Annotated in this window: 21 protein-coding genes; 10 read left to right on the top strand and 11 right to left on the bottom strand. The window is 61.8% G+C overall.

Annotation, left to right across the window (positions count from 1 at the left end; all coding sequences use genetic code 11):
* Positions 1–322 precede the first annotated feature (322 nt).
* The 4 genes from ccoP to ccoN are packed head-to-tail and all read right to left on the bottom strand — an operon-like array spanning position 323 to position 3,522.
* Entirely contained in the window at positions 323–1,276 is a 954-nt protein-coding gene (gene ccoP, locus J3P88_RS20880) for a cytochrome-c oxidase, cbb3-type subunit III (RefSeq protein WP_186728205.1), read from the bottom strand.
* Positions 1,273–1,473, bottom strand: coding sequence for a cbb3-type cytochrome oxidase subunit 3 (locus J3P88_RS20875; protein ID WP_186705243.1), 201 nt, complete (start codon positions 1,471–1,473; stop codon positions 1,273–1,275). The genes ccoP and J3P88_RS20875 overlap by 4 nt, the downstream gene beginning before the upstream one ends.
* Positions 1,474–1,478: 5 nt before the next feature.
* Entirely contained in the window at positions 1,479–2,087 is a 609-nt protein-coding gene (ccoO, locus tag J3P88_RS20870; RefSeq protein ID WP_053120686.1) for a cytochrome-c oxidase, cbb3-type subunit II, read from the bottom strand.
* 10 nt (positions 2,088–2,097) lie between these two features.
* Entirely contained in the window at positions 2,098–3,522 is a 1,425-nt protein-coding gene (gene ccoN / locus J3P88_RS20865; protein ID WP_186705242.1) for a cytochrome-c oxidase, cbb3-type subunit I, read from the bottom strand.
* Positions 3,523–3,618: 96 nt separating this feature from the next.
* Here ccoN and J3P88_RS20860 point away from each other — a divergent pair, with 96 nt between their 5' ends.
* A complete protein-coding gene (locus J3P88_RS20860; protein WP_434571376.1) occupies positions 3,619–4,308 on the top strand; it encodes an alpha/beta family hydrolase in 690 nt (229 codons plus the stop codon).
* A 191-nt stretch (positions 4,309–4,499) separates the two neighbouring features.
* On the opposite strand, the gene J3P88_RS20855 is transcribed toward J3P88_RS20860, so the two are convergent.
* The 3 genes from J3P88_RS20855 to acnA form a co-directional block, all read right to left on the bottom strand.
* Positions 4,500–6,065 (bottom strand): methyl-accepting chemotaxis protein, encoded by a 1,566-nt coding sequence (locus J3P88_RS20855; protein ID WP_434571374.1) that lies wholly within the window; start codon positions 6,063–6,065, stop codon positions 4,500–4,502.
* A 77-nt stretch (positions 6,066–6,142) separates the two neighbouring features.
* A complete protein-coding gene (locus J3P88_RS20850; RefSeq protein ID WP_186728206.1) occupies positions 6,143–6,931 on the bottom strand; it encodes a CPBP family intramembrane glutamic endopeptidase in 789 nt (262 codons plus the stop codon).
* Positions 6,932–7,245: 314 nt separating this feature from the next.
* Positions 7,246–9,987 carry an aconitate hydratase AcnA gene (acnA, locus tag J3P88_RS20845; protein ID WP_434571372.1) on the bottom strand — a complete coding sequence of 914 codons (2,742 nt, stop codon included), beginning with the start codon at positions 9,985–9,987 and terminating at the stop codon, positions 7,246–7,248.
* A 172-nt stretch (positions 9,988–10,159) separates the two neighbouring features.
* On the opposite strand from acnA, the gene rlmM reads away from it, so the two are divergent.
* Both rlmM and tusA read left to right on the top strand, forming a co-directional pair.
* Positions 10,160–11,233 carry a 23S rRNA (cytidine(2498)-2'-O)-methyltransferase RlmM gene (gene rlmM / locus J3P88_RS20840; RefSeq protein ID WP_186728209.1) on the top strand — a complete coding sequence of 358 codons (1,074 nt, stop codon included), beginning with the start codon at positions 10,160–10,162 and terminating at the stop codon, positions 11,231–11,233.
* A gap of 197 nt (positions 11,234–11,430) precedes the next feature.
* Positions 11,431–11,682, top strand: a complete 252-nt coding sequence (gene tusA / locus J3P88_RS20835) for a sulfurtransferase TusA (protein ID WP_003183455.1) — start codon at positions 11,431–11,433, stop codon at positions 11,680–11,682.
* Here tusA and J3P88_RS20830 read toward each other — a convergent pair.
* Entirely contained in the window at positions 11,679–13,082 is a 1,404-nt protein-coding gene (locus tag J3P88_RS20830) for an MATE family efflux transporter (protein WP_346343453.1), read from the bottom strand. The genes tusA and J3P88_RS20830 overlap by 4 nt on opposite strands.
* A gap of 290 nt (positions 13,083–13,372) precedes the next feature.
* On the opposite strand from J3P88_RS20830, the gene pdxB reads away from it, so the two are divergent.
* Positions 13,373–14,515 carry a 4-phosphoerythronate dehydrogenase PdxB gene (gene pdxB / locus J3P88_RS20825; protein WP_434571370.1) on the top strand — a complete coding sequence of 381 codons (1,143 nt, stop codon included), beginning with the start codon at positions 13,373–13,375 and terminating at the stop codon, positions 14,513–14,515.
* A gap of 206 nt (positions 14,516–14,721) precedes the next feature.
* Here the strand turns inward: pdxB and J3P88_RS20820 are convergent, their stop codons facing one another.
* On the bottom strand, positions 14,722–14,901 hold the full coding sequence (locus J3P88_RS20820) for a PA1571 family protein (RefSeq protein WP_186705236.1): 180 nt from the start codon (positions 14,899–14,901) through the stop codon (positions 14,722–14,724).
* 257 nt (positions 14,902–15,158) lie between these two features.
* Between J3P88_RS20820 and J3P88_RS20815 the strand changes: the two genes are divergently transcribed.
* Positions 15,159–16,925, top strand: a complete 1,767-nt coding sequence (locus tag J3P88_RS20815; RefSeq protein WP_434571369.1) for an ABC transporter transmembrane domain-containing protein — start codon at positions 15,159–15,161, stop codon at positions 16,923–16,925.
* 205 nt (positions 16,926–17,130) lie between these two features.
* Here J3P88_RS20815 and J3P88_RS20810 read toward each other — a convergent pair whose 3' ends face one another.
* Positions 17,131–19,059, bottom strand: coding sequence for a transglycosylase SLT domain-containing protein (locus J3P88_RS20810; RefSeq protein WP_186705234.1), 1,929 nt, complete (start codon positions 19,057–19,059; stop codon positions 17,131–17,133).
* A 213-nt stretch (positions 19,060–19,272) separates the two neighbouring features.
* Between J3P88_RS20810 and J3P88_RS20805 the strand changes: the two genes are divergently transcribed.
* Positions 19,273–21,189, top strand: coding sequence for an ATP-binding cassette domain-containing protein (locus tag J3P88_RS20805; RefSeq protein ID WP_186705233.1), 1,917 nt, complete (start codon positions 19,273–19,275; stop codon positions 21,187–21,189).
* 126 nt (positions 21,190–21,315) lie between these two features.
* Here the strand turns inward: J3P88_RS20805 and J3P88_RS20800 are convergent, their stop codons facing one another.
* A complete protein-coding gene (locus J3P88_RS20800; RefSeq protein WP_060738415.1) occupies positions 21,316–21,756 on the bottom strand; it encodes a universal stress protein in 441 nt (146 codons plus the stop codon).
* A 101-nt stretch (positions 21,757–21,857) separates the two neighbouring features.
* On the opposite strand from J3P88_RS20800, the gene J3P88_RS20795 reads away from it, so the two are divergent.
* The 4 genes from J3P88_RS20795 (at position 21,858) to J3P88_RS20780 (ending at position 26,483) form a co-directional block, all read left to right on the top strand.
* Positions 21,858–22,295 carry a hypothetical protein gene (locus tag J3P88_RS20795; RefSeq protein WP_186705232.1) on the top strand — a complete coding sequence of 146 codons (438 nt, stop codon included), beginning with the start codon at positions 21,858–21,860 and terminating at the stop codon, positions 22,293–22,295.
* Positions 22,296–22,782: 487 nt separating this feature from the next.
* The gene (gene fadB / locus J3P88_RS20790; protein ID WP_186705231.1) at positions 22,783–24,930 is read left to right on the top strand and encodes a fatty acid oxidation complex subunit alpha FadB; all 2,148 of its coding nucleotides are present in this window, start codon (positions 22,783–22,785) and stop codon (positions 24,928–24,930) included.
* 30 nt (positions 24,931–24,960) lie between these two features.
* Positions 24,961–26,136, top strand: coding sequence for an acetyl-CoA C-acyltransferase FadA (fadA, locus tag J3P88_RS20785; protein ID WP_053120718.1), 1,176 nt, complete (start codon positions 24,961–24,963; stop codon positions 26,134–26,136).
* 110 nt (positions 26,137–26,246) lie between these two features.
* Positions 26,247–26,483 carry a DUF1653 domain-containing protein gene (locus tag J3P88_RS20780; protein WP_003199644.1) on the top strand — a complete coding sequence of 79 codons (237 nt, stop codon included), beginning with the start codon at positions 26,247–26,249 and terminating at the stop codon, positions 26,481–26,483.
* Positions 26,484–26,528: the final 45 nt, after the last annotated feature.

Genomic DNA, 26,528 nt, shown 5'->3' with positions numbered 1-26,528 from the left:
GGCAAAATGTCGCAACGAAGGAAAGAGGCGAGGGGGTCAGGTCGGTTGTAACGGGGTGTGTTCGAACACGGCGTTCGGGTGATGCCAGGCAACTGTCGCAACGGCCGGTATTCACCTGCCTTTGCGGCCTTTTTGTCGAACGATTGTCGAACGCATCGGGTCGGATCGACCTGAAACCGGCAGTCGCCAGCGCACGCAAAGGCAAGCTTAGACCTGATTCAGGGGAACCGAAAGAAAGACTATGGGAGGGTGCGACAATGAGTCGCGCAGGGGCACGGAACAGCCGCATCCAGATGAATGCGGCTGTTCGTGTGGTCAGGATTTATTCGCTTTTGTGTTCCGCTTGCAGGCGCTCGGTGCCGACACCCTGGGACAGGCTGTAGACATAAGCCGCGAGCAGTTGCACCTTGTCATTGCCCAGCAACTCATTCTGTGCCGGCATGTGGCCTTGGCGTCCATGGCGAATGGTCTGCTGCAACTGGGTCAGGCTGGTGCCGTAGATGAAGCCGGCCGGTTGCGTCAGGTTCGGCGCCCCCATGGCTTCGGTGCCCTGGCCGTTGGCGCCGTGGCAGGCAACGCAGGTGGTGTTGAAGGCCTGCTGGCCGGCTTGCAGGTCGGCACCGCTGTCCGCCGGCAAAGGCAGGCCGGCCAGGTCGTGGCGAACATAGGCGGCCACGTTCTTGACCCCGGACTCCCCCAGCACTTCGCCCCAGGCCGGCATCGCCGCCATGCGCCCGCCCATGATGGTCGCCTTGATGGTCTCGGCGCCGCCGCCCCAGCGCCAGTTGCTGTCGGCCAGGTTCGGGAAGCCGAAGGCACCCTTGGCGTCCGAGCCGTGGCAGACCGAGCAGTTGGAGGCGAACAGGCGGCCACCCATCTTCAAGGCCTGTGGGTCTTTGGCGACTTCTTCCACGGGCATGGCCGCGAACTTGGCGAAAATCGGCCCGAACTTGGCGTCGGCCTTGGCCATTTCCTTTTCCCATTCATGGGCGCCGGTCCAGCCGTTCTCGTACCCGGGCAGGATGCCTTTCCAGTTGCCCAGGCCCGGGTAGAGGACCAGGTAACCGACGGAAAACACCAGGGTGCCGGCGAACAACAGGAACCACCACTGCGGCAGTGGGTTGTCGTATTCCTCGATGCCGTCGAAGCTGTGGCCCATGGTCTGGTCGACGCTGCCCTTGGTCTCGCCCTTGCGGGTGCCGATCAGCAGCCAGGTCAGGCCGATGAGGCTGCCGAGGGTCAGTACGCAGATCCACGTACTCCAGAAGGTGGTCATGGCCGGGTACTCCTTGTTGCAGGGTCTTGGGGGGTGAGATCGGCGGGTGGCTCGTCGGCGAACGGCAGCAGGCGCGCCTGGGCGAACTCCGGTCCGCGCTTGCTGCTGAACACCCACAGGATCAGGCCGATGAAGGCGATGAACACCACGACGGTGCCCAGCCCACGGATCATTCCAGTGCTCATTTCAAAGAACATCAGGCTCACCTCTTGCTCTTGATGGCAGTGCCGAGCACTTGCAGGTAGGCCACCAGCGCGTCCATTTCGGTCTTGCCCTTGAGCGAGGCCACGCTGCCTGCGATGTCGTCGTCGGTGTACGGCACGCCGAGGGTGCGCATGGCGCGCAGCTTGCCTTCGGTGTGGCTGCTGTCCACGGCCTGGGCCACCAGCCAGGGGTAGGCCGGCATTTTCGACTCCGGCACGACGTTGCGCGGGTTGTACAAGTGAGCGCGGTGCCAATCATCGGAGTAGCGCGCGCCGACCCGTGCCAGGTCTGGCCCGGTACGCTTGGAACCCCACAGGAACGGGTGGTCCCAGACACTTTCGCCAGCGACGGAGTAGTGGCCGTAGCGCTCGGTCTCGGCGCGGAACGGACGGATCATCTGCGAATGGCAGCCGACGCAGCCTTCACGGATGTAAATGTCGCGGCCTTCCAGTTGCAGGGCGGTGTAGGGCTTCATGCCGTCCACCGGCTTGTTGGTCACGTCCTGGAAGAACAGCGGCACGATCTGGGTCAGGCCGCCAATGCTCACGGCCAGGACCATCAGCAGCATCAGCAGGCCGACGTTTTTTTCGATTGTTTCGTGTTTCATGGCGGACTCCTCAGGCCATCTGCGCGGCAGCGGCGGCTTCGGCAGGCTGGTAGGCCCGCACGGTGCGCCAGGTGTTGTAGGCCATCAGCAGCATGCCGATGAGGAAGATCGCCCCGCCCGCCAACCGCACGACGAAGCCTGGGTGGCTGGCCACCAGGGTTTCGACGAAGGAATAGGTGAGCGTGCCGTCCTCGTTCACCGCCCGCCACATCAGGCCCTGGGCGATGCCGTTGACCCACATCGAGGCGATGTAGAGCACGGTGCCGATGGTTGCGAGCCAGAAGTGCGCGTTGATCAGGCCGATGCTGTGCATCTGTGGCCGGCCGAAGACTTTCGGGATCATGTGGTACAGCGCGCCGATGGAAATCATCGCCACCCAGCCGAGCGCGCCGGCATGCACGTGGCCGATGGTCCAGTCGGTGTAGTGGGAAAGGGCGTTGACGGTCTTGATCGCCATCATCGGACCTTCGAAGGTCGACATGCCGTAGAACGCCAGGGACACCACCAGGAACCGCAGGATCGGGTCGCTGCGCAACTTATGCCAGGCGCCCGAGAGGGTCATCATGCCGTTGATCATGCCGCCCCAGCTCGGTGCCAGCAGGATCAGCGACATCACCATGCCCAGGGACTGTGCCCAGTCCGGCAGCGCGGTGTAGTGCAGGTGGTGCGGGCCGGCCCAGATGTACAGGGTGATCAGCGCCCAGAAGTGGACGATGGACAGGCGATAGGAATACACCGGGCGTTCGGCCTGCTTCGGCACGAAGTAATACATCATCCCCAGGAAGCCTGCGGTGAGGAAAAAGCCTACGGCGTTGTGCCCGTACCACCATTGCACCATCGCGTCCGTGGCCCCGGCGTACACCGAGTAGGACTTGGTCCAGCTCACCGGCAGTTCCAGGTTGTTGACGATGTGCAGGATCGCCACGGTCAGGATGAACCCGCCGAAGAACCAGTTACCGACATAGATGTGCTTGGTGTTGCGCTTGGCCACGGTGCCGAAGAACACAATGGCGTAGGCGACCCAGACGATGGTGATCAGGATGTCGATCGGCCATTCCAGTTCGGCGTACTCCTTGGAACTGGTGTAGCCCAGCGGCAGGCTGATGGCCGCCAGCAGGATCACCAGTTGCCAGCCCCAGAAGCAGAACGCGGCGATTTTCGGCGCAAACAGCTGGGTTTGGCAGGTGCGTTGCACCGAGTAGAACGAACTGGCAAACAACGCGCAGCCGCCGAAGGCGAAGATCACCGCGTTGGTGTGCAGCGGGCGCAGGCGGCCGAAGCTGGTCCAGGGCAAATCGAAGTTGAGCTGCGGCCAGACCAATTGGGCTGCGAGAAAAACCCCGAGCCCCATGCCGACGATGCCCCACACCACCGTCATAATGGCGAATTGGCGGACCACCTTGTAGTTGTAGGCGGTACTGATAGAAGTGTTCATGGTTCCCCATCCACGGTTCAGCCGAAGTGAGCGCCTGCGCAAGGCAGTGCGGCGTTCTTCGCCTGGAGTTATAGGCAGACTAAAAGCGAGGCAAGCATGGACAAACAGCACAAGGCCAGTATTGACGGGGATCAATGGGCGCGGTGCGTGGAGCAACATGGCTGGTTGTGGACGGTCGCGCGGCCCGGGGTGTGCGCCGAACCACCGACCCTGATCCTGGCCCACGGTGCCGGTGCGCCGATGGACAGCGGCTTCATGGAGGAAATGGCCGCACGCCTTGCTGCACAAGGTGTCAACGTGTTGCGCTTCGAGTTTCCCTACATGGCCCAGCGGCGTCTGGATGGCGGCAAGCGTCCACCGAACCCGGCGCCCAAGCTGCTCGAATGCTGGCGAGAGGTGTACGCCAAGGTGCGGCCTTATGTCGCTGGGCGGCTGGCCATTGGCGGCAAGTCCATGGGGGGGCGCATGGCGAGCCTGCTGGCCGATGAGCTGGGCGCCGATGCGCTGGTATGCCTGGGCTATCCCTTCTACGCGGTGGGCAAGCCGGAGAAACCGCGGGTCGAGCATCTGGCGGCATTGAAGACGCGCACGTTGATTGTCCAGGGCGAGCGGGATGCGTTGGGTAATCGGGAGGCGGTGCAGGGCTACACCTTGTCACCCAGCATCGAGGTGTTGTGGTTGGTGGCGGGGGATCATGACCTCAAGCCGCTGAAGGTTTCGGGGTTCAGTCATGAGCAGCATTTGGAGGCTGCTGCAGGCAAGGTGGCGGCGTTTCTTCAGGATTGATAGCGCCTGTCCTGGCCTCTTCGCGAGCAAGCCCGCTCCCACATTTTAGAATGCGTTCGCATGAAGAACTGCAATCCCCTGTGGGAGCGGGCTTGCTCGCGAAGATGGTTCATAAAGCGACACCACTTTTGAATTGGCAATAAAAAACCGGGAAGCAACACCTTCCCGGTTTTTTATTGGGCAGGCATCTATCAGCGGTTGAACCGCTCCACCAACGAATACTGCGTATTGGCTGTCCGGGTCAGCTCTTCGCTGAGCAGCGCCGAGCTGTGGGCCTGTCCCGAAGTCTGGTCGGCCAGTTCCGAGATGTTGCTGATGTTGCGGCTGATCTCCTCGGCCACTGAGCTTTGTTCCTCGGTGGCAGCGGCGATCTGGGTGGCCATGTCCGTGATATGCGCCACGGCTTCGCTGATGCCCACCAACGCCTGGTCCGCTTCCATGACCCGCGCCACGCCTTCTTCGGCCTGGCGGTTGCCGGCGTCCATGGTTTGCACGGCGTTGGTGGCGGTCTGCTGGAGCTTGGCGATCAGCGCGTGGATCTGCCCGGTGGACTCGCTGGTGCGTTGCGCCAGTTGCCTTACCTCGTCGGCCACCACGGCAAAGCCGCGGCCCATCTCGCCGGCACGGGCCGCTTCGATGGCCGCGTTGAGGGCCAGCAGGTTGGTCTGGTCGGCGATGCCTTTGATCACGTCGACCACGCCACCGATCTCGTCGCTGTCCTTGGCCAGTTGGGTGACGGTTTGACCGGTCTCACCCACTACCACCGATAGCCGCTCGATGGCATCGCGGGTTTCCCCGGCGATGTCGCGGCCGCGGCTGGTCAGGCGATTGGCTTCCTGGGTGGCATCGGCGGTGCGCTGCACGTGGCTGGCGACCTCCTGGGTCGTTGCCGCCATCTGGTTGACGGCCGTGGCGACCTGTTCGGTTTCCACCCGCTGACGTTCCAGGCCGCTGGAGCTGTCGTGGGCCAGGGTGTTGGACTGGCGAGCCTGGTCGTTGAGGTGTTCAGCGGTGTCCTGCAGGCGGGTCAGGCAGGTTTTCAGGCGCGCTTGCTGGCTGAGGATCGACATCTCCAGGCGTGCCTGGACGCCGCGGCTGTCGGTGTACATCCGCGCGATCAGCGGGTCGGAGGTGGTTTGTTCGGCCAGGCGCAGCAGGCGCTTGATCCCGCGTTGCTGCCATTGCAGGCCCATCAGCCCCAAGGGCACCGACAGCAGGGCGGCCAGGGCAAAGCCCCAGGAAGAATTCAGAAACGCGCCGACGACGAAGCCCAGCTGGCTGACCAGGATGAACGGCAGCCAGTCCTGCAGTATCGGCAACCACTTGTCGCTGCCCGGCACTGCGGACTTGCCCTGATTGATGCGTTGATAGAGGGCTTCGGCGCGGCCGATCTGCTCGGCGGTGGGCTTGACCCGCACCGACTCGTAGCCGACCACCTGATTGCCCTCGAACACGGGCGTGACATAGGCGTTGACCCAGTAATGGTCACCGCTCTTGCAGCGATTCTTGACGATGCCCATCCATGGCAAGCCTTGTTTCAGTGTGCCCCACATGTGCGCGAACACGGCGGAGGGGACATCGGGATGGCGCACGAGATTGTGCGGCGCACGGATCAGTTCTTCCTTCGAATACCCGCTGACTTCAACGAAAGCATCGTTGCAGTAAGTGATCACACCCTTGGTGTCGGTGGTGGAAATCAATCGTTGCTGGGCCGGGAAGGTCCTTTCGCGTTGTGTGACGGGTTGGTTGTTACGCATGGTGTGTAGATCCGCAAGGCTTTGAAAGGTTGTCGGCGTCGTCAGGTTTTAGTTGAAGTTATTTTTGCCTGTCGCTATCACGCCAGCATCGGGTAGGTAAAGAGGGCGAAATGAAGCAGGTTGAGCAGAAAATGCGTAGCGACCGCCGCGCCCAGGCCGCCAAAACGATACGCCAGGCCGTAACCGACGCCCGCCAGGCCCGACAACAGCACCCACTGCCAGCCCGCGCCGGCATGCACCAGGCCGAACAGCAGCGAGGCCAGGAGCAGCGCCAGGTTGTCGCCCTGGGCCAAATGTTTGAAGCGTCGACTCAACCCCCCCTGAATGTAGCCACGAAACAGCGCTTCCTCCACGATCGTGACCAATAAAAGATTATTAGCGGTCCACAACCAGGCGTGATCCGGCCACTTCGGCGCCCAGTGGACCATGCCCAGCAGCACAGCCCCGCCGAGGGCCAGCACCGCGCTCAGCCCCAAGCCCAGTGCCGTGGCCTGGACGGACAGGCGCAGTGAGCGCCGGCCGACGATCCAGGGGCAGGCCAGCAATAGCCAGAAACCGATCAGCGGCTTGTCCTGGTTCAGGTACATGGCAAACGGCACGGCATCATCGGTCAAACGCTGGGGGGCAATGGCCCGGCCGTTGAAGAAGCCAGGCATCCAGTGCAGGGCCAATGCCAGGGCCATGACAATGAACAGCGCATGCCCGAGAAACTGGCCAACCGGTGTCTGTTGCTGGCGAACCGCATACCCGGCGAACAGCAGCAGCGCAACCGAGATGGCCGCGGTCCAGGCCAACTGGCCGTAGAGCAGCGACAAGCCATAGCCGGTGGAAAGAAGGGCCAGGTGAAGCCAGGATAGAGCGGGCATACAACATCCTTTTAGCGGGAGAACTCTGGGCGAGGGCGGCCGTCGGGTCTTCGACGCCACTGTGTCGCGCAAAGAGCACATTTGTGTCCATGCAGATTCATGCGCAGGAAGGGCTGGCGGTTTGGCTGACTCTGTTCCGTGAGTGCCGGCGGGATTATAGGCGGGTCGATACAAAACATCGCCCGTTAAGAGGTGAATAACAGTCAGCGAGGCGCAGAACCTGTGGGAGCGGGCTTGCTCGCGAAAGCGGTGTGCCTGGCAGCATCAATGTTGACTGTTTCACCGCCTTCGCGAGCAAGCCCGCTCCCACAATTTCAAGCGGCAATCAATTGTCGCAAGACATAGTGAAGAATCCCGCCGGCCTTGAAATACTCCACTTCATTCAAGGTATCGATCCGACACAGCACTTCGATTCGCTCCTGGCTGCCATCCTCCCGGGTGATGACCAGGGGCAGGTTCATGCGCGGCGTCAGTTCGACGTCATTGAGGCCGAGGATGTCCAGGGTTTCCTTGCCCGTGAGGTTCAGGCTCTTGCGGTTCTGGTCGAGCTTGAACTGCAACGGCAGCACGCCCATGCCCACCAGGTTGGAGCGATGGATGCGCTCGAAGCTTTCTGCGATCACCGCCTTGACCCCCAACAGATTGGTGCCCTTGGCCGCCCAGTCCCGGCTCGACCCGGTGCCATATTCCTGGCCGGCGATCACCACCAGCGGCGTGCCCGCGACCTGGTACAGCATGGCGGCGTCGTAGATCGGCATGCGTTCGCCATTGGGAATGTAGATCGTATTGCCGCCTTCTTCGCCGTCGAGCATTTCGTTGCGGATGCGGATGTTGGCGAAGGTGCCGCGCATCATCACCTGATGGTTGCCACGCCGTGAACCGTAGGAGTTGAAGTCCCGTGGCTCCACGCCCTGTTCGCGCAGGTAACGACCGGCCGGGCTGTCGGCCTTGATGTTACCGGCCGGGGAGATGTGGTCGGTGGTTACCGAGTCCCCCAGCAGGGCCAGCACTCGGGCGCCCTCGACGTTCCTGACCGCCGGTGGCGGCCCGCCGATGTCGTCGAAGAACGGTGGATGCTGGATATAGGTCGAATCGTCCTGCCAGACATAGGTGGCCGCTTGCGGCACCTCGATAGCCTGCCATTGCTCGTCACCGGCAAACACAGCGGCGTATTCCTTGTGGAACATGCTGGTATTGACCTGGGCCACGGCGGCGGCGACTTCCTGGCTGCTGGGCCAGATGTCCCGCAGGTACACCGGTTTGCCGTCCCGGTCGTTGCCCAGCGGCTCGCTACTGATGTCGATGCGCACCGTGCCGGCCAGGGCATAGGCGACCACCAATGGCGGCGAGGCCAGCCAGTTGGTCTTCACCAGTGGGTGCACTCGGCCTTCGAAGTTGCGGTTGCCCGACAAGACCGAGGCCACGGTGAGATCGGCTTTCTGGATGGCTTTCTCGATGGGGTCCGGCAACGGCCCGGAGTTGCCAATGCAGGTGGTGCAACCATAGCCCACCAGGTCGAAACCGAGTTTATCCAGGTATTCGGTCAGGCCGGCCGCGTTGTAGTAATCGGTGACCACCTTGGAGCCCGGTGCCAGGGAGCTCTTGACCCAAGGCTTGCGAACCAAGCCTTTTTCCACGGCTTTTTTCGCCAGCAGCCCGGCGGCCATCATGACGCTGGGGTTGGAGGTGTTGGTGCACGAGGTGATCGCGGCAATCACCACCGCGCCGTTTTTCAGGCGATGGGTGTGGCCTTCGTATTCGTACTCGGCTTCGCCTACCTGGTCGGCGTTGCCCACCGCGACGCCACCGCCGCCTTCACTTTCCAGGCGGCCTTCTTCCTTACTGGTGGGTTTGACCTGCAATTCCAGGAAGTCGCTGAAGGCCTGGCCGACATTGGGCAGCGAGACCCGGTCCTGAGGGCGTTTAGGGCCGGCGAGGCTGGCCTCGACGCTGCCCATGTCCAGCTCCAGCGTATCGGTGAACACCGGTTCCTGGCCGGGCAGGCGCCATAGGCCCTGGGCCTTGCAATAGGCCTCCACCAGCTTCACGGTGTCAGCCGGACGCCCGGACAGGCGCAGATAGTCCAAGGTCACCTCATCCACCGGGAAGAATCCGCAGGTGGCGCCGTATTCCGGGGCCATGTTGGCAATGGTGGCGCGGTCGGCCAACGGCAGGTCGGCCAGACCGTCGCCATAGAACTCGACGAATTTGCCCACCACGCCTTTCTTGCGCAGCATCTGCGTGACGGTCAGCACCAGGTCGGTGGCGGTGATGCCTTCGCGCAGTTTGCCGACGAGTTTGAAGCCAACGACTTCGGGAATCAGCATCGACACCGGTTGACCCAGCATCGCTGCTTCCGCCTCGATCCCCCCGACGCCCCAGCCCAGTACACCGAGGCCGTTGATCATGGTGGTGTGGGAATCCGTGCCCACGAGGGTATCCGGGAAGGCGTAGGTGCGGCCGTCCTCTTCTTTGGTCCACACGGTGCGACCCAGGTATTCGAGGTTGACCTGGTGACAGATGCCGGTGCCCGGCGGCACCACGCTGAAGTTGTCGAAGGCGCTCTGGCCCCAGCGCAGGAAGGCGTAGCGTTCGCCGTTGCGCTGCATTTCGATGTCGACGTTCTGCTCGAACGCCTGGCTGCTGGCGAACTTGTCCACCATCACCGAGTGGTCGATCACCAGGTCCACGGGGGACAGCGGGTTGATCCGCTGGGGGTCGCCGCCGGCCTTTTCCACAGCGGCGCGCATGGCGGCCAGGTCGACTACGGCGGGCACGCCGGTGAAGTCTTGCATCAGCACCCGTGCGGGGCGGTATTGGATCTCGCGGTCGGAGCGGCGCTCCTTGAGCCAACCGGCCAGGGCCTTGAGGTCGGCGCCGGTGACGGTTTTTTCATCTTCCCAGCGCAGCAGGTTTTCCAGCAGCACTTTCAAGGACATGGGCAGTTTGTCGAGGTCGCCCAGGCTTCGGGCGGCATCCGGCAGGCTGAAATAGTGGTAGGTCCTGGCGTCGACTTGCAGTGTTTTAAGGGTTTTCAGGCTATCGAGGGACGGCATTGAAATCACTCCTTTGAGTCCGCACGGCTACGGACTGACGGAACGGACAGAGCCTTTAACCTAGCCCTGTTTTGAGCGTATGACTAATCACTGGACTCTATTGCAAGGTTCGCGGTTCCGAACTCCGCTATCATGCGGCGGTTTTCGTGACAGGCTTTGCTACGGAGTTTCAATGAACACGCTTTTTATGCACTGCCGGCCGGGCTTCGAAGGCGAGGTCTGTTCCGAGATCGCCGAACATGCGGCTCGGCTCAACGTGGCCGGCTATGCCAAGGCCAAGCCGGCCAGCGCCTGCGCCGAATTTGTCTGCACGCAAGAGGACGGCGCCGAACGGCTGATGCGTGGGCAGCGTTTTGCCGAGCTGATTTTCCCGCGCCAGTGGGCGCGGGGCACGTTCATTGACTTGCCGGAAACCGACCGTATCAGCGTCATCCTGGCCCACATGAGCGGCTTCCCAGTCTGTGGCAGCTTATGGCTCGAGGTGGTCGACACCAATGACGGCAAGGAACTGTCGAACTTCTGCAAGAAATTCGAAGGCCCGCTGCGCAAGGCGTTGAGCGGGGCTGGCAAGTTGGTGGACGATCCGCGCAAGCCGCGCCTGCTGCTGACCTTCAAGAGTGGCCGCGAAGTCTTCCTGGGCCTGGCGGACGCGGATAATTCGGCGATGTGGCCGATGGGCATCCCGCGCCTCAAGTTCCCCCGGGAGGCGCCAAGCCGCTCCACCCTCAAGCTCGAAGAAGCCTGGCACCATTTCATCCCCCGGGACCAGTGGGACGAGCGCCTGCACAGTGACATGACCGGCGTGGACCTCGGCGCCGCGCCGGGCGGTTGGACCTGGCAACTGGTCAACCGCGGCATGCTGGTGACGGCCATCGACAACGGCCCGATGGCCGAAAGCCTGATGGATACCGGCCTGGTGCAGCATCTGATGGCGGACGGCTTCACGTTCAAGCCCAAGCAGCCGGTGGATTGGATGGTCTGCGACATCGTCGAAAAGCCCGCGCGCAACGCGGCGATGCTGGAGGAGTGGATTGGCGAAGGGCATTGCCGCGAGGCTGTGGTCAACCTCAAGCTGCCTATGAAACAGCGTTATGCCGAGGTGAAACGCCTGCTCGAACGCATCGCCGAGGGTTTCAAGGCCCGGGGTATCCAGGTTGAAATCGGTTGCAAGCAGCTGTACCACGACCGCGAGGAAGTGACGTGCCATCTGCGGCGGCTGGATACCAAAAAGCCGAAGTCCCGCTGAAGCTATGGAGCGAGCTTTTGTGGCGAGGGAGCTTGCTCCCGCTGGGTTGCGAAGCAACCCCAATGTCCTGTTGGACTCCTAAAGTGACGACTGCTTCGCAGCCGAGCGGGAGCAAGCTCCCTCGCCACAGGGCTGATGTACATCTGTTAAGAGCGCCGGCATTGCGCGACAATGCCGGCCAGTTTCAGGAGTAGAACATGAGTGAAATGAACGACACGCCGGTCGACGGCACACTGGATGCCACGGGCCTCAATTGCCCGGAACCGGTGATGATGCTGCACCAGCACATCCGTGACCTGGCCCCCGGTGGCCTGTTGAAAGTCATCGCCACCGACCCCTCGACTCGCCGCGACATCCCCAAGTTTTGCGTGTTCCTGGATCACGAACTGGTGGCCCAGCAGGAAGAGGCTGGTACCTACCTCTACTGGATCCGCAAGAAACTCGCTTAATCCGTCGAGTGGCTGACGCGGATCTGCTTGCGTGCGCTGCGTGTCAGGCGGATCGACAACATCAGCGCCGCGCAGCTCAGGCCTACGATCAGGCCTTGCCACAACCCGCTCGGGCCGCTGGCCGCGCCGAGCCAGTCGGTCAGGCCCAGCGCGTAGCCCACCGGCAGGCCGATGCCCCAATAGGCGAACAGGGTCAGGATCATCGTCACACGGGTGTCCTGGTAGCCGCGCAACGCGCCTGCCGCCGTGACCTGGATCGCATCGGAAAACTGGAACAGCGCCGCGTAGACGATCAGCATCGAGGCCACTTCGATCACCACCGGGTCGGCGGTATAGATCGCCGCGATAGGCCCGCGCAATGCGAACATCAGGCTCGCCGACAGGCAGGCGTACGCCAGGGCCGTGCCCATGCCCACCCCGGCGGCAAAGCGCGCTTCACGGGGCTGGCGACGGCCCAAGGCCTGGCCGACCCGCACCGTGACAGCCATGCCCAGGGAGTAGGGGATCATGAACACCAGGGAGCTGAAGTTCAGCGCGATCTGGTGCCCGGCCACCACCGTGGCCCCGAGGCTGCCGATCAGCAGCGCGATCACCGCGAAAATACTCGACTCGGCGAACACCGCGATGCCAATTGGCAGGCCGATGCCCAGCAGGCGCTTGATCACTGTCCATTGCGGCCAGTCGAAACGGCTGAACAACCGACTCGACTGATAGGCCGGTGCCCAACGGGCCCAACCGGCCATGCCCAGCGCCATGAACCACATCACGATGGCCGTGGCCCAGCCGCAACCGACGCCGCCCATGGCGGGCACGCCCAGGTGCCCGTAGATGAAGATGTAATTGAGCGGAATGTTCAATGCCAGCCCGCACAGCCCCAGCACCATTGCCGGTCGCGTGCGGCCCAGGCCATCGCTGAAGCAGCGCAGCACGTGATACAGCGCCACGGCCGGCAGGCCCGTGCCGATGCCACGCAGGTATTCCATGCAGGGGCCGATCAATTCGGGATCGACCTTCATGATGTGCAGGATCGGTTCGGCGCTGAACAGCGCCAGGGTCGCGAGCAAACCCACCACCAGCGCCAGCCACAGTGCCTGGCGCACCAGCGGCCCGATTTCGTCGAACGTGCCGGCACCGAAGCGCTGGGCCACTTTTGGCGTGGTCGCCAGCAACGTGCCGGTCATCAACAGGAACACCGGTACCCAAATCGAGTTGCCCAGGGCCACGGCCGCCAAGTCCCGTGGGCCGACCCGACCGGCCATCACCGCGTCGACAAAGCCCATGGCGGTGGTCGCCAGTTGCGCCACCATGATTGGCACGGCCAAGGCCAGCAGGGTCTTGAATTCCAGACGCACCCGGGCCGGGCGGGAAAGGGTGGCAGGAGAGTCGATGACAGGATTCACAGGCGAAGCGTCCGAGAGAAATTAGCGCAAGGCGGCGAATTCTACGCCTTGACGCTGTGGTCAGGAAAAAAGCTGTGTTGTGGATTTGTAATCGTCAACGTCTGCCCGGGTAGTTTCTGTGGCGAGGGAGCTTGCTCCCGCTGGACTGCGAAGCAGGCCAAAAAGCGGGCGGCTGCTTCGCACCCGAGCGGGAGCAAGCTCCCTACCACAAACGCGTTCACTGAGGCAATGGACTGGCCCATCGAGGCGAGGAACGCCTACACTGCCCCTCCCGCCTAAGGAGCTCTGCCATGCTGATCGTCGCCGACGAAAACATCCCCCTGCTTGATGCGTTTTTCCACGGGTTCGGCGAAATCCGCAGGGTACCGGGCCGGGGAATCGACCGGACGATGGTCGAGCAAGCCGATGTGCTGCTGGTGCGTTCGGTCAGCCAGGTCAATCGGGCGCTGCTGGAGGGTAGCAAGGTACGCTTCGTCGGCACATGCACCATCGGCACCGATCACCTGGACCTGGATTATCTGGCCGAGGCCGGTATTCACTGGGCCAGCGCACCCGGTTGCAACGCCCGTGGCGTGGTGGACTACGTGTTGGGCAGCCTGATGACCCTGGCGGAAATCGAAGGCGTGGCGCTCGCGCAGCGGACCTTCGGCGTGGTCGGCGCAGGGCAGGTGGGCGGGCGGTTGATCGAACTGCTCAAGGGCCTGGGCTGGACCGTCAAGGTCTGCGATCCGCCGCGTCAGGCCGCCGAGGGCGGTGACTATGTGAGCCTGGAACAGATCATCGAGCAATGCGATGTGATCAGCCTGCACACCCCGTTGACCCACGACGGCGAGCAACCGACCTGGCACCTGTTCGACGAAGCGCGCCTGAACCAGCTCAAGCCCGGCACCTGGCTGATCAATGCGGCCCGCGGCCCGGTGATCGACAACGCCGCGCTGCGCGAGGTGTTGCTGGAGCGCGAAGACCTGCAAGCGGTGCTGGATGTCTGGGAGCAGGAGCCCACCGTTGATGTGAACCTGGCCGATTTGTGCGTGATCGCTACCCCGCACATTGCCGGTTACAGCCTCGATGGTCGTCAGCGCGGCACCGCCCAGATCTACCAGGCCTTGTGCGCTTTCCTGGAACAGCCGGTTGAAGTCAGCCTCAGCGACCTGTTGCCTCGGCCTTGGCTCGGTGGCATCACCCTGGATGCCGCAACCGACCCGGCCTGGGCCTTGGCGGCGTTGTGCCGGAGCGTGTACGACCCCCGTGGCGACGACGCAAACTTTCGCCGCAGCCTGGTGGGCACGGTCAGCGAGCAACGCAGCGCGTTCGACGCCTTGCGCAAGCATTATCCGCCACGGCGGGAAATCGACAGCTTGAAGGTTCGTATCGAAGGGCAGTCGGCGACCTTGCAACAGATCGTGACGGCGCTGGGTGCCACTGCCATATAGCGTGGAGCGCTGTTGTGGCGAGGGAGCTTGCTCCCGCTCGGCTGCGAAGCAGTCGTCGCTTTTTGGAATCCAAAAGGCATTAGGGTCGCTTCGCAACCCAGCGGGAGCAAGCTCCCTCGCCACAAGAGCCTCACCACAAGAGTCTGCAAAATCAACCGGCATAAAAAACCCGACATCAAGGTCGGGTTCAATCGAGACGGGCTGTATCACTTTTGTTCGGCAGGCTTGACCAGTCGTTTTTCCAACTCGCCGCAGGCTTTGCGAATCATGTCTTCGGTGATCGGTACTTCGCGCCCTTGTTCATCGATGAACGAGCAGCCCAGAGATTGGTCCGGTTGCGTGCGGATTACTTGAATCTTGTCGTCGCTGCTGTGTTGCAAGGACATGGCCTGTCTCCTCATCAGGTTGTGTGCCTACTTTAATGTCGCCAGGTGACCGAGCCATGACACTCCTTGCAGGTTCATGGCGACACCTCCACTCAATCAGAAACACAGTCGCGTTTCCAGCCAGACTTTAGACCGATAACATCTAGCGCCTAGTCGTCGTGGTCATATTTAACCTGACTCATTCTGATTCAACCTGGTTCCGTTGCGTTTCGACCGCGCGGGCCGGCCTTTTCCTGCTGAATTATCGGACGCCTTTGATGCTTTCTTCTCGACATCGCCGTGCCATACGCCTGGCCACCGGCTTCATCGCCCCTTATCGCAAACAAGTCGCCGGCGCGTTGCTGGCCTTGATTGTCACTGCCGGCATTACCTTGTCGATGGGCCAGGGCATCCGCTTGTTGGTGGACCAGGGCTTCATGACCCGTTCGCCACACTTGCTCAATCAATCCATCGGCCTGTTCATGGTGTTGGTGGTGGGGCTGGCGATCGGTACGTTTGCACGTTTTTACCTGGTGTCCTGGATCGGCGAGCGGGTAGTGGCCGATATCCGGCGGCAGGTCTTCAACCATCTGGTGTACTTGCACCCAGGCTTCTACGAAAACAACCGCAGTTCGGAAATCCAGTCGCGGCTGACCACTGACACGACCTTGCTGCAATCGGTGATCGGTTCGTCGCTGTCGTTGTTTTTGCGCAATGTCTTGATGGTGGTGGGGGGCATCGTGCTGCTGTTTGTCACCAATCCCAAGTTGACCAGCATCGTGGTGATTGCCCTGCCGCTGGTATTGGCGCCGATCCTGATCTTTGGGCGGCGAGTGCGCAGCTTGTCGCGTGAGAGCCAGGACCGTGTTGCCGACGTCGGCAGCTACGTCTCCGAAACTCTCGGCCAGATCAAGACCGTGCAGGCCTACAACCATCAGGTCCAGGACGAACAGCGTTTTTCCGTGACAGTGGAGCAGGCCTTCCACACCGCTCGCAAGCGCATCGCCCAGCGGGCCTGGCTGATCACCCTGGTGATCGTGCTCGTGCTGGGGGCGGTGGGGGTAATGCTCTGGGTCGGCGGTATGGATGTGATCGCCGGGCGGATTTCCGGCGGCGAGCTGGCGGCGTTCGTGTTCTACAGCCTGATTGTCGGCAGCGCCTTCGGGACCCTGAGCGAAGTGATCGGCGAGCTGCAGCGGGCGGCCGGTGCGGCAGAGCGCATTGCCGAGCTGCTGCGTTCGGAGAACATCATCCAGCCGCCGGCCTCAGGACTCGTGACCTTGCCGGTGCGGGTCCGCGGCGATTTACGTCTTGAAGGCGTGCGTTTTTCCTATCCGTCCCGGCCGGACAGTTACGCGGTCGACGGTCTCGACCTGAGCGTCAAGGCCGGCGAGACCCTGGCCCTCGTCGGGCCTTCCGGTGCGGGTAAGTCGACGGTCTACGACTTGCTGTTGCGTTTCTATGATCCGGTGCAAGGGCAGATCCTGATCGACGACGTGCCGTTGACCCAGCTCGATCCGTTGGACCTGCGCCGGCACTTCGCCCTGGTCTCACAAAACCCGGCGCTGTTTTTCGGCACGGTCGAAGAAAACATTCGTTACGGCAATCCGCAGGCGACGCCCGAACAGGTGCGCGAGGCCGCGCAGATCGCCCATGCCCATGACTTCATCGAAAAAATGCCCAACGGCTACCAGACTCACCTGGGCGACGGCGGCCTGGGCTTGTCCGGCGGCCAGCGCCAACGCCTGGCCATCGCCCGAGCCTTGTTGGTGGATGCGCCGATCCTGCTGCTGGACGAAGCCACCAGTGCCCTCGATGCGCAAAGCGAACACCTGATCCAGCAAGCCTTGCCTAGCCTGATGAAAAACCGCACCACCCTGGTCATTGCCCATCGCCTGGCCACGGTGAAAAACGCCGACCGGATCGCGGTGATGGACCAGGGCAAGGTGGTTGCCGTGGGCACTCACCAGGAGCTGGTAGCCAGCAATGCGCTGTATGCGCGGTTGGCGGCGTTGCAGTTCAATCAGCACGGCGAGGATGTTTAGTGAGTTTGATGTGTTGAGATCAATGTGGGAGCGAGCCTGCTCGCGATAGCGGCTGATCAGCAACAAAGATGCTGACTGTCACACCGCTATCGCGAGCAGGCTCGCTCCCACAGGGTCCAGCAACCGACCCAGTCACCGAGCAAAAAAATGCCCGCTTCCTTCGAGGCGGGCATTTTTTCTTCTCAGTAACAGCCTGCGCTAATACTCACTGATCATCGAAATACCGCTCATGCCAGTCCACCAGCGGTTGCGGCGAGTTGAGCTTCTGGCCGTAGATCACCGAATATGACAACACGTTCTGCACGTATTGGCGGGTCTCGTCGAATGGAATACTTTCGACCCAGACGTCGAAGCTCAAGTGATCGGCACCGCGCAACCATTGGCGCACGCGACCGGGGCCGGCATTGTAGGCCGCCGAGGCGAGGACGCGGTTGCCGTTGAACTGGCTGTGAACCTGGCTCAGGTAGGCCGCGCCCAACTGGATGTTCTTGTCCGGGTTCAACACTTGCTGAGGCGACGCCAGGGGAATGCTGAACTTGCGCGCGGTTTCCTTGGCAGTGCCAGGCATCAGTTGCATCAGGCCGGCGGCGCCGACGCTGGAGCGGGCGTCGTCCATGAAGGCACTTTCCTGGCGAGTGATTGCGAAGACCCAGCTCGAATGCAGGCCACGCACCTTGGCTTCACGTACCAGGGTGTCGCGGTGGGCCATCGGGAAACGGATGTCCAGGTCGTCCCAGTACTTGGCCTGGCTGATGGTGCGAATGGCCGGGAAATACCACTTCAGGTCATAGGCCAGTTTCGCCTGGGCGACCATTTCGTCCCGGTTGAAATGCCGGCTGACGTGATACCACTCGCGGCGTCCGTCCACGATGTCCCCACGGGCATGAAACTCCAGTGCACGACGCACGCCCGGTGTGTTGCGCACCTTATTGATCAGCGCCTGGCTCATCACCAGTGGCTTGTTGACGAGGGAATACGGCGACTGGGAGCGGTCGGCGGCCAGGAAGCCATAAAAGTCCCGCTCACGGGCCAGGTGCTTGTAGAGCGCCAGGGCCTCGGGGTTTTGCGGCTGCGCCAGCTCCAGCGTGCGGGCTTGCCAGTAGCGCCAGCGGTTGGTGCTCGCCAGCGACTCGGGCAGGCGGCGGGTCAGTTGGTAGGCATCGTCCCAGCGGGCCAGGCGCAGCAGCAGGCGCAAGCGCCACTCCGAAACGGTGTCGTCGCGCAGTTCCGGGTCGTATTTGGTCATCACGTCCAAGGCGCGGCTGTCGAAGCGCTTGGCCAGGGTCAGGCCGATTTCCCGGGCAATCGCGACTTTTTCATCCCGGGAAAAATGCATGGTGCTGGCGTAGCCATCCAGCAGCGCCATGGCTTTTTCCGGATCCTGGCGGGCCAGGCGACGCAGGCCGAGGCTGACGATATCGGACATCGGTTCATCGGCCGGGCTGAAGCGCGAGGGCTGGTTGAGCAACTCAGGCTTTTGCGCCACGTCCACCAGCAACTTGCCACGGGGGGCGAGAGTGGTCAGGCCGCTGACCAGGCTGTTGGCCAGCGGATAATTGCGCGCCTGGGCGGCCAGCTTGGTGCGCTCCCAGCGTTTCTGCTCGGTCAACTGGCCCTGGGATGCCCATAGGCCGAACAACGCATCGCAGGCCTGGGGCTGTGACTTGCCGGTGAGCCAGAGCTTTTCGGCATTGGCATAGCCTTCGGCCTTAAGGCCATGGCTGAGCTGGTACTGAGCGTTGAGGCAGTCCAATTCGGTGAAGTTGAGCTTGGGGTCGTAATACTTGACGAAGGTCGCCCAATCGCCGCGCTCGGCCAGCCAGCGCAACCAACGCAGTTTCATCCAGTTGGCCTGGGGCAGGTCACCGTGCTCGGCGAGGAATTTTTCGATTTCGGCGTTGCTGGCGCTCTTGAGGCGCGCGGTCAGTTCATCGTAGGCCAGGTAGGGCTCCAACGGGTAATCGCGCAAGGCCTGGCTGTAGCGAAAGTAAGGGCCGGAATCACCCTTGGCCAAGGCCCGCTTGGCCTCGTTGTAATACTGGCGCTGAGTGGAAATATCCACCGCCTGAGCGGATTGAACGGCAGTGGCACATACAAAAAGACACGATAAAACACTGAAAAGGCGACTGCGCATGAGACGTCCGGGCAGAAAAAACATGACAAGCCCAAGGGTTAACCCAGGGTAACTGTCTGTAGCTTAGCCTTTTGCCAGCAGCCGGCGAAAGCTTTGCAGGGCTGTCGGTGCAAGTTCGCAACATTTGTCGTGCAGAGTGCTTCAGTGGCGAAATTGGCGGACCCTTGAGGCCTCATCTCAGGTAGAATGCGCGCCCGGTTTTTGGAGAAGCTCATGACCCTGCTCAAATTCAGCGATGTGTCCCTTGCTTTCGGCGCTATGCCGTTGTTGGACAAGGTGTCCTGGCAGATCGCCCGTGGTGAGCGGGTGTGCATCATCGGCCGCAACGGCACTGGCAAGTCCAGCATGATGAAGCTGGTCAAGGGCGATCAAAAGCCCGATGACGGCTCGGTCTGGCGCGCGCCAGGCCTGAAAATCGGCGAATTGCCCCAGGAACTGCCGGTGGCCGACGAGCGGACCGTATTCGACGTGGTCGCCGAAGGCCTGGACGGGGTCGGCGCGCTGTTGGCCGAGTATCACCACCTGAGCCAGAACATCGTCACCGATGCCGACCTGGACAAGTTGATGCACGTGCAGCACGACCTTGAAGCCCGAGATGGCTGGCGTCTGCAGCAACTGGTTGACAGCACCCTGAGCCGCCTGCAATTGCCGGCCGACAAGACCCTCGCCGAGTTGTCCGGCGGCTGGCGTCGTCGCGTCCTGCTGGCCCAGGCCCTCGTGTCCGAGCCGGACCTGCTGCTGCTCGACGAACCGACCAACCACCTGGACATCGGTGCCATCGCCTGGCTTGAAGAAGCCCTGAAGGACTTCCAGGGGGCGGTGCTGTTCATCACCCACGACCGTTCCTTCCTGCAGAACCTGGCGACGCGCATCCTTGAACTGGACCGCGGCGGCCTGATCGATTGGAACGGCGACTACGCCAGCTTCCTGGTGCACAAGGAAGCGGCGCTGGCGGCGGAAGAAACCGCCAATGCCCTGTTCGATAAGAAACTGGCCCAGGAAGAAGTCTGGATTCGCCAGGGCATCAAGGCTCGTCGCACCCGCAACGAAGGCCGTGTGCGGGCCCTCAAGGCCTTGCGCGTTGAGCGCAGCGAACGCCGTGAACGTACCGGCAAGGCCAATATCCAGTTGGATACTGCCGACAAGTCCGGCAAGCAGGTGATGGTCCTTGAGAATGTGAGCTTCGCCCACCCTGGCGGCCCGTTCCTGATCAAGGACTTCTCCATGGTCCTGCAGCGTGGCGATCGCATCGGCTTGCTAGGGGCCAACGGCACCGGCAAGACGACTTTGCTCAAACTGATGCTTGGCGGCCTGGTGCCGACCAATGGCAAGGTGGAGGAGGGTACGAAGATCGACGTTGCCTACTTCGACCAGTTGCGCCATCAGTTGGACCTGGAAAAGACCGTGATCGACAACGTGGCCGAAGGCCGCGATTTCATCGACATCGATGGCCAGAGCCGTCACGTGTTGAGCTACCTCGGCGATTTCCTGTTCAGTCCACAGCGTGCCCGTACGCCGGTCAAGGCGCTGTCGGGCGGTGAGCGCGCCCGTCTGTTGCTGGCCAAGCTGTTCAGCAAGCCAGCGAACCTGCTGGTGCTCGACGAACCGACCAACGACCTGGACGTGGAAACCCTGGAGTTGCTGGAAGAAGTGCTGTTGACCTTCAACGGCACCGTGCTGATGGTCAGTCACGACCGGGCATTCCTCGACAACGTGGTCACCAGCACCCTGGTGTTCGAAGGCGAAGGCCTGGTGCGTGAATACGTCGGTGGTTATCAGGACTGGCTGCGCCAGGGCGGCTCGCCGCGTCTGCTTGGGGTCACCGAGAGCAAGTCCGGCAAGGCCGACCTGAATTCGGCGGTGGTCAAGGCCGAGCCCGCGCCGGTTGCCGCCGCAGCTCCGGCCCCGGCGAAGAAAAAGCTCAGCTACAAATTGCAGCGCGAGCTGGAGGCTCTGCCGGGCGATATCGATGCGAAGGAGCAGCAGATCGCCGCGGTGGAAGCCGAAATGGCCGACGCTGGGTTCTATCAGCGGCCTGCTGCCGAAACCGCCAAGGTTATCGCGCAGTTGGAACAACTGCAGGCCGAGCTGGATGCATTGGTCGAGCGCTGGGCCGAGCTGGACGCTTGATCCATTGAGATAAGAAACCAATCCCTGTGGGAGCGAGCCTGCTCGCGATAGCGGTCGATCAGCGCCATTGGTGTTGGCTGACACACCGCTTTCGCGAGCAGGCTCGCTCCCACAGGGGTATATGGCTCAGGTGCGCTTGACCAGGTGCACTGCCAGCACATCGCAGGGCGCGCCATGCAGCACATCGTTGGCAGTCGAGCCCAGCAGAAGCGCCAGGCCATGGCGACCATGGCTGCCGACGACAATCAGGTCGCAACCCTGTTCCTTGGCCAGGTGATGGATCTCCTGGCGTGGCTGGCCGTAGGTCAAGTGGCTGAACTCCTTCTTCAGGGCCGGGTATTTCACGATCAGTCGGTCAAGGCGTTCCTTGGCCTGGTCGAATTGCTGCTGCTGCAACTGGGAAAGGTCCATCGGCACGTCGCCGCCGAAGGCCATGGCCATTGGTTCGACGATATGCACCAGCGACAGCTGGGTGTCTCGGCCTTCGCAAAGGGCGAGGGCGCGCTTGACGACCGGATCGCATTCTTCAGTGAGGTCAACGGCGACCAGAACGTGGTTGTAGTACATGGAAGGCACTCCAGAGAATTGCGATACGGTAAGTATGGCTGGTTTCAAGCGCATTGACGGCGACCTGGGTCAATGGCTCATCAGAATCGGGGAGTACGAATATGACGGTCTGGATAGTGCTGTCAATCCTGTTGGTGGTGTTAAGTCCATTGGCATGGTTGCGTCCGTCCCGTGTACAGAACGGTCGCATGGCCCTGCGCATGGAAGCGCGACGCCTGGGCCTGGCCATGCAACTGGCGCCACAGGAGTGGCCGCACTGGCTCGGCCAGCAGCCGCCAAACCCCTGTGCCCAGTACTATCGGCCTCGGCGAGGCAACCAGCCGGCCTGTTGGAGCTATTGGCAAACGGCACCGGGCGTCTGGGCCAATCAGTGGCGGGAAGTCTGCCAGGATGAATCCTTGCTCAATCATTTCGAAAAATTGCCGGCCAACGTCTACAAAGTCGAAGCCGACCGGCAAATGATTGCGGTGTACTGGGGCGAAAAAGGCGAAGCCAGTGTTTTGCAAGACATTGCCAGCACGCTCAAGGCGCTGGCCTGAGGCATAAAAAAGCCCGACAGTCTCATCGGGCGGTTGGCCAGGCAGGCCGGTAATCCATCTCATGTCAGGGCGTGCGTTCGCAGCGCCCTTCGTTCCTGAAATTTCAATCGCATTCCCGACAGCGTAGTCGGCTGGACCCGATATGTCTGGAATTAGGGCGATTTTTCTAATGATTGATCCTATGAATAGCTGCACATGCGGCGCCGTGTTGCGGATCCGTACGGTACGGAAATGACCGTAAAGTCGCGTTCTCGCCCGTGTTTAGGGCGATTGACAATTGTCGGAAATTCCGTGAAGGTGACGTACCCAAATCAAACGGGCGTATGAATTGAGCGTTTGTATTTTCGGAACGCTCCTACAGACCCCGACTATCGCGTTGACGGGTGTGCCTGGCGGATTGGCGTAGCATCGACGGTAACGTCAGTGTCGAACCAGTGGCCAGCGTCCAACGTGTACTGTTCAGCTTCCATATCGTGGAGATCAGTTGATGATTTACGAAGGTAAAGCCATCACGGTTAAGGCTCTTGAAAGTGGCATCGTCGAACTGAAATTCGACCTCAAGGGTGAGTCCGTCAACAAGTTCAACCGTCTAACCCTGAATGAATTGCGTCAGGCCGTAGACACTATCAAGGCAGATGCTTCGATCAAGGGTGTGATCGTCAGCAGCGGCAAGGACGTGTTCATCGTCGGTGCCGACATCACCGAATTCGTCGACAACTTCAAGCTGCCCGATGCCGAACTGATCGCTGGCAACCTCGAAGCCAACCGTATTTTCAGCGACTTCGAAGACCTCAACGTACCGACCGTCGTGGCCATCAACGGCATCGCCCTGGGTGGCGGCCTGGAGATGTGCCTGGCGGCGGATTACCGCGTCATGGCCACCACGGCCAAGATCGGCCTGCCGGAAGTCAAGCTGGGCATCTACCCGGGCTTCGGCGGTACCGTGCGCCTGCCGCGCCTGATCGGTGCCGACAATGCCATCGAGTGGATTGCCGCCGGCAAGGAAAACCGTGCCGAAGACGCACTGAAAGTCGGCGCCGTGGATGCGGTGGTCGAACCTGGCAAGCTCCAGGAAGCGGCCCTTGAAACCATCAAGCGCGCCATCAGCGGCGAGTTCGACTACAAGGCCAAGCGCCAGCCGAAGCTGGAAAAGCTCAAGCTCAACGCCATCGAACAAATGATGGCCTTCGAAACCGCGAAGGGTTTCGTGGCCGGACAAGCTGGCCCGAACTACCCGGCGCCGGTCGAAGCGATCAAGACTATCCAGAAAGCCGCAAGCTTCGGTCGCGACAAGGCCTTGGAAGTCGAGGCCGCCGGCTTCGTCAAGTTGGCCAAGACCTCGGCTGCGCAAAGCCTGATCGGCCTGTTTCTCAACGATCAGGAACTGAAGAAAAAGGCCAAGGCCTACGACGAAATCGCCCGTGACGTGAAGCAGGCCGCCGTGCTCGGCGCCGGCATCATGGGCGGCGGCATCGCCTACCAGTCGGCGTCCAAGGGTACGCCGATCCTGATGAAGGACATCAATGAACACGGGATCGAGCAGGGCCTGGCCGAAGCCGCCAAGCTGCTGGTCGGTCGCGTCGACAAGGGGCGCATGACCGCCGCGAAGATGGCCGAAGTGCTCAACGGCATTCGTCCGACGCTGTCCTACGGCGATTTCGGCCATGTCGACCTGGTGGTCGAAGCGGTTGTCGAGAACCCGAAGGTCAAGCAAGCGGTACTGGCTGAAGTCGAAGACAAGGTCAAGGAGGACACCATCCTCGCCTCGAACACCTCGACCATCTCCATCTCGCTGCTGGCCAAGGCCCTCAAGCGTCCGGAGAACTTCGTCGGCATGCACTTCTTCAACCCGGTGCACATGATGCCGCTGGTGGAAGTGATCCGTGGCGAGAAGTCCAGTGAGCTGGCTGTTGCCACCACCGTGGCCTACGCCAAGAAAATGGGCAAGAACCCGATCGTCGTCAACGATTGCCCGGGTTTCCTGGTCAACCGCGTGCTGTTCCCATACTTCGGCGGTTTCGCCAAGCTGGTCAGCGCCGGTGTGGACTTCGTGCGCATCGACAAGATCATGGAAAAATTCGGCTGGCCGATGGGCCCGGCGTACCTGATGGACGTGGTCGGCATCGACACCGGCCACCACGGTCGCGACGTCATGGCTGAAGGCTTCCCGGACCGCATGAAAGACGACCGTCGTTCGGCTGTCGACGTGCTCTACGAAGCCAAGCGCCTGGGCCAGAAGAATGGCAAGGGCTTCTACGCCTACGAGACCGACAAGCGCGGCAAGCAGAAGAAAGTCGCCGATGCGTCGGTGCTGGAAGTGCTCAAGCCGATCGTCTACGAGCAGCGCGACGTCACCGACGAGGACATCATCAACTGGATGATGATCCCGCTGTGCCTCGAAACCGTGCGTTGCCTGGAAGACGGCATTGTCGAAACCGCCGCCGAAGCCGACATGGGTCTGGTCTACGGTATCGGTTTCCCTCCATTCCGTGGCGGTGCGCTGCGTTACATCGATTCGATTGGTGTGGCCGAGTTCGTTGCCCTGGCTGACCAGTACGCTGATCTGGGCGCGCTGTACCACCCGACCGCGAAGCTGCGTGAAATGGCCAAGAACGGCCAACGCTTCTTCGGTTAAGCGCCCAACGACTAGAGCGAGAGAACATTTATGAGCTTGAATCCTAGAGACGTCGTGATCGTCGACTTCGGTCGTACGCCGATGGGCCGCTCCAAGGGCGGCATGCACCGCAACACCCGCGCCGAAGACATGTCGGCGCACCTGATCAGCAAGCTGCTGGAGCGCAACGTCAAGGTCGACCCCAACGAAGTCGAAGACGTGATCTGGGGCTGTGTGAACCAGACCCTGGAGCAGGGCTGGAACATCGCCCGCATGGCCTCGCTGATGACCCAGATTCCTCACACCGCGGCCGGCCAGACCGTCAGCCGCCTGTGCGGTTCGTCCATGAGCGCGCTGCACACCGCCGCCCAGGCGATCATGACCGGCAATGGTGACGTATTCGTCGTCGGTGGTGTCGAGCACATGGGCCACGTGAGCATGATGCACGGCGTCGATCCGAACCCGCACATGTCGCTGTACGCGGCCAAGGCCTCGGGCATGATGGGTCTGACCGCGGAAATGCTGGGCAAGATGCACGGCATCAGCCGCGAACAGCAGGACGCCTTTGGCGTGCGTTCCCACCAGCTCGCCCACAAGGCGACCGTGGAAGGCAAGTTCAAGGACGAGATCATCCCGATGCAGGGCTATGACGAGAATGGTTTCCTGAAGCTGTTCGACTACGACGAAACCATTCGTCCGGAAACCACCCTGGAAAGCCTGGCGGCCCTGAAGCCGGCCTTCAATCCGAAGGGTGGCACCGTGACAGCTGGTACTTCATCGCAGATCACCGACGGTGCCTCGTGCATGATCGTGATGTCGGCCCAGCGTGCCCAGGACCTGGGTATCCAGCCGATGGCAGTGATTCGTTCGATGGCCGTGGCGGGTGTGGACCCGGCGATCATGGGCTATGGTCCAGTACCGGCCACGCAGAAAGCCTTGAAGCGTGCAGGCCTGAGTATCGCCGATATCGACTTCTTCGAGCTCAACGAAGCTTTCGCCGCACAGGCCCTGCCGGTGCTGAAAGATTTGAAAGTGCTCGACAAGATGAACGAGAAGGTTAACCTGCACGGCGGTGCGATCGCCCTGGGTCATCCGTTCGGTTGCTCCGGTGCGCGTATCTCCGGCACGCTGCTCAACGTCATGAAGCAGAATGGCGGCACCTTTGGTGTCTCGACCATGTGCATTGGCCTCGGCCAAGGCATCGCCACTGTCTTCGAACGCGTCTAAGCGTTGCGTCGATGGAAGCCGGGGCCAAGTGCCCCGGTTTTTGTTTTTTCGGGGTTAGTAACAAAAGAATTTTGTTTTTATTTTGAAAAGATTTGAGTGAGGGCCAAAGCATGCCGATACAACCTGGGCTCTACCAGCATTACAAAGGTCCGCAGTACCGCGTATTCAGCATTGCGCGGCATTCCGAGACCGAGGAGGAAGTGGTCTTCTATCAAGCCCTGTATGGCGATTACGGCTTTTGGGTGCGTCCCTTGAGCATGTTCGAGGAGTCCGTCGAGGTTGACGGCGAACAGGTGCCACGCTTTGCTTTGGTGCAGGCCGAGGAGAGCATTTTTTCCAAGCCTTGAGGCCGGCATGCGGGCAACCCTGCGCTTGACCTCACCTTGCAGCCA

The sequence above is a fragment of the Pseudomonas sp. Z3-6 genome (assembly GCF_051131985.1).
GTDB lineage: Bacteria > Pseudomonadota > Gammaproteobacteria > Pseudomonadales > Pseudomonadaceae > Aquipseudomonas > Aquipseudomonas zanjanensis.
Note: the sequence above shows the minus strand (reverse complement) of the source record. Positions and strands in the feature narration are given on the sequence as shown.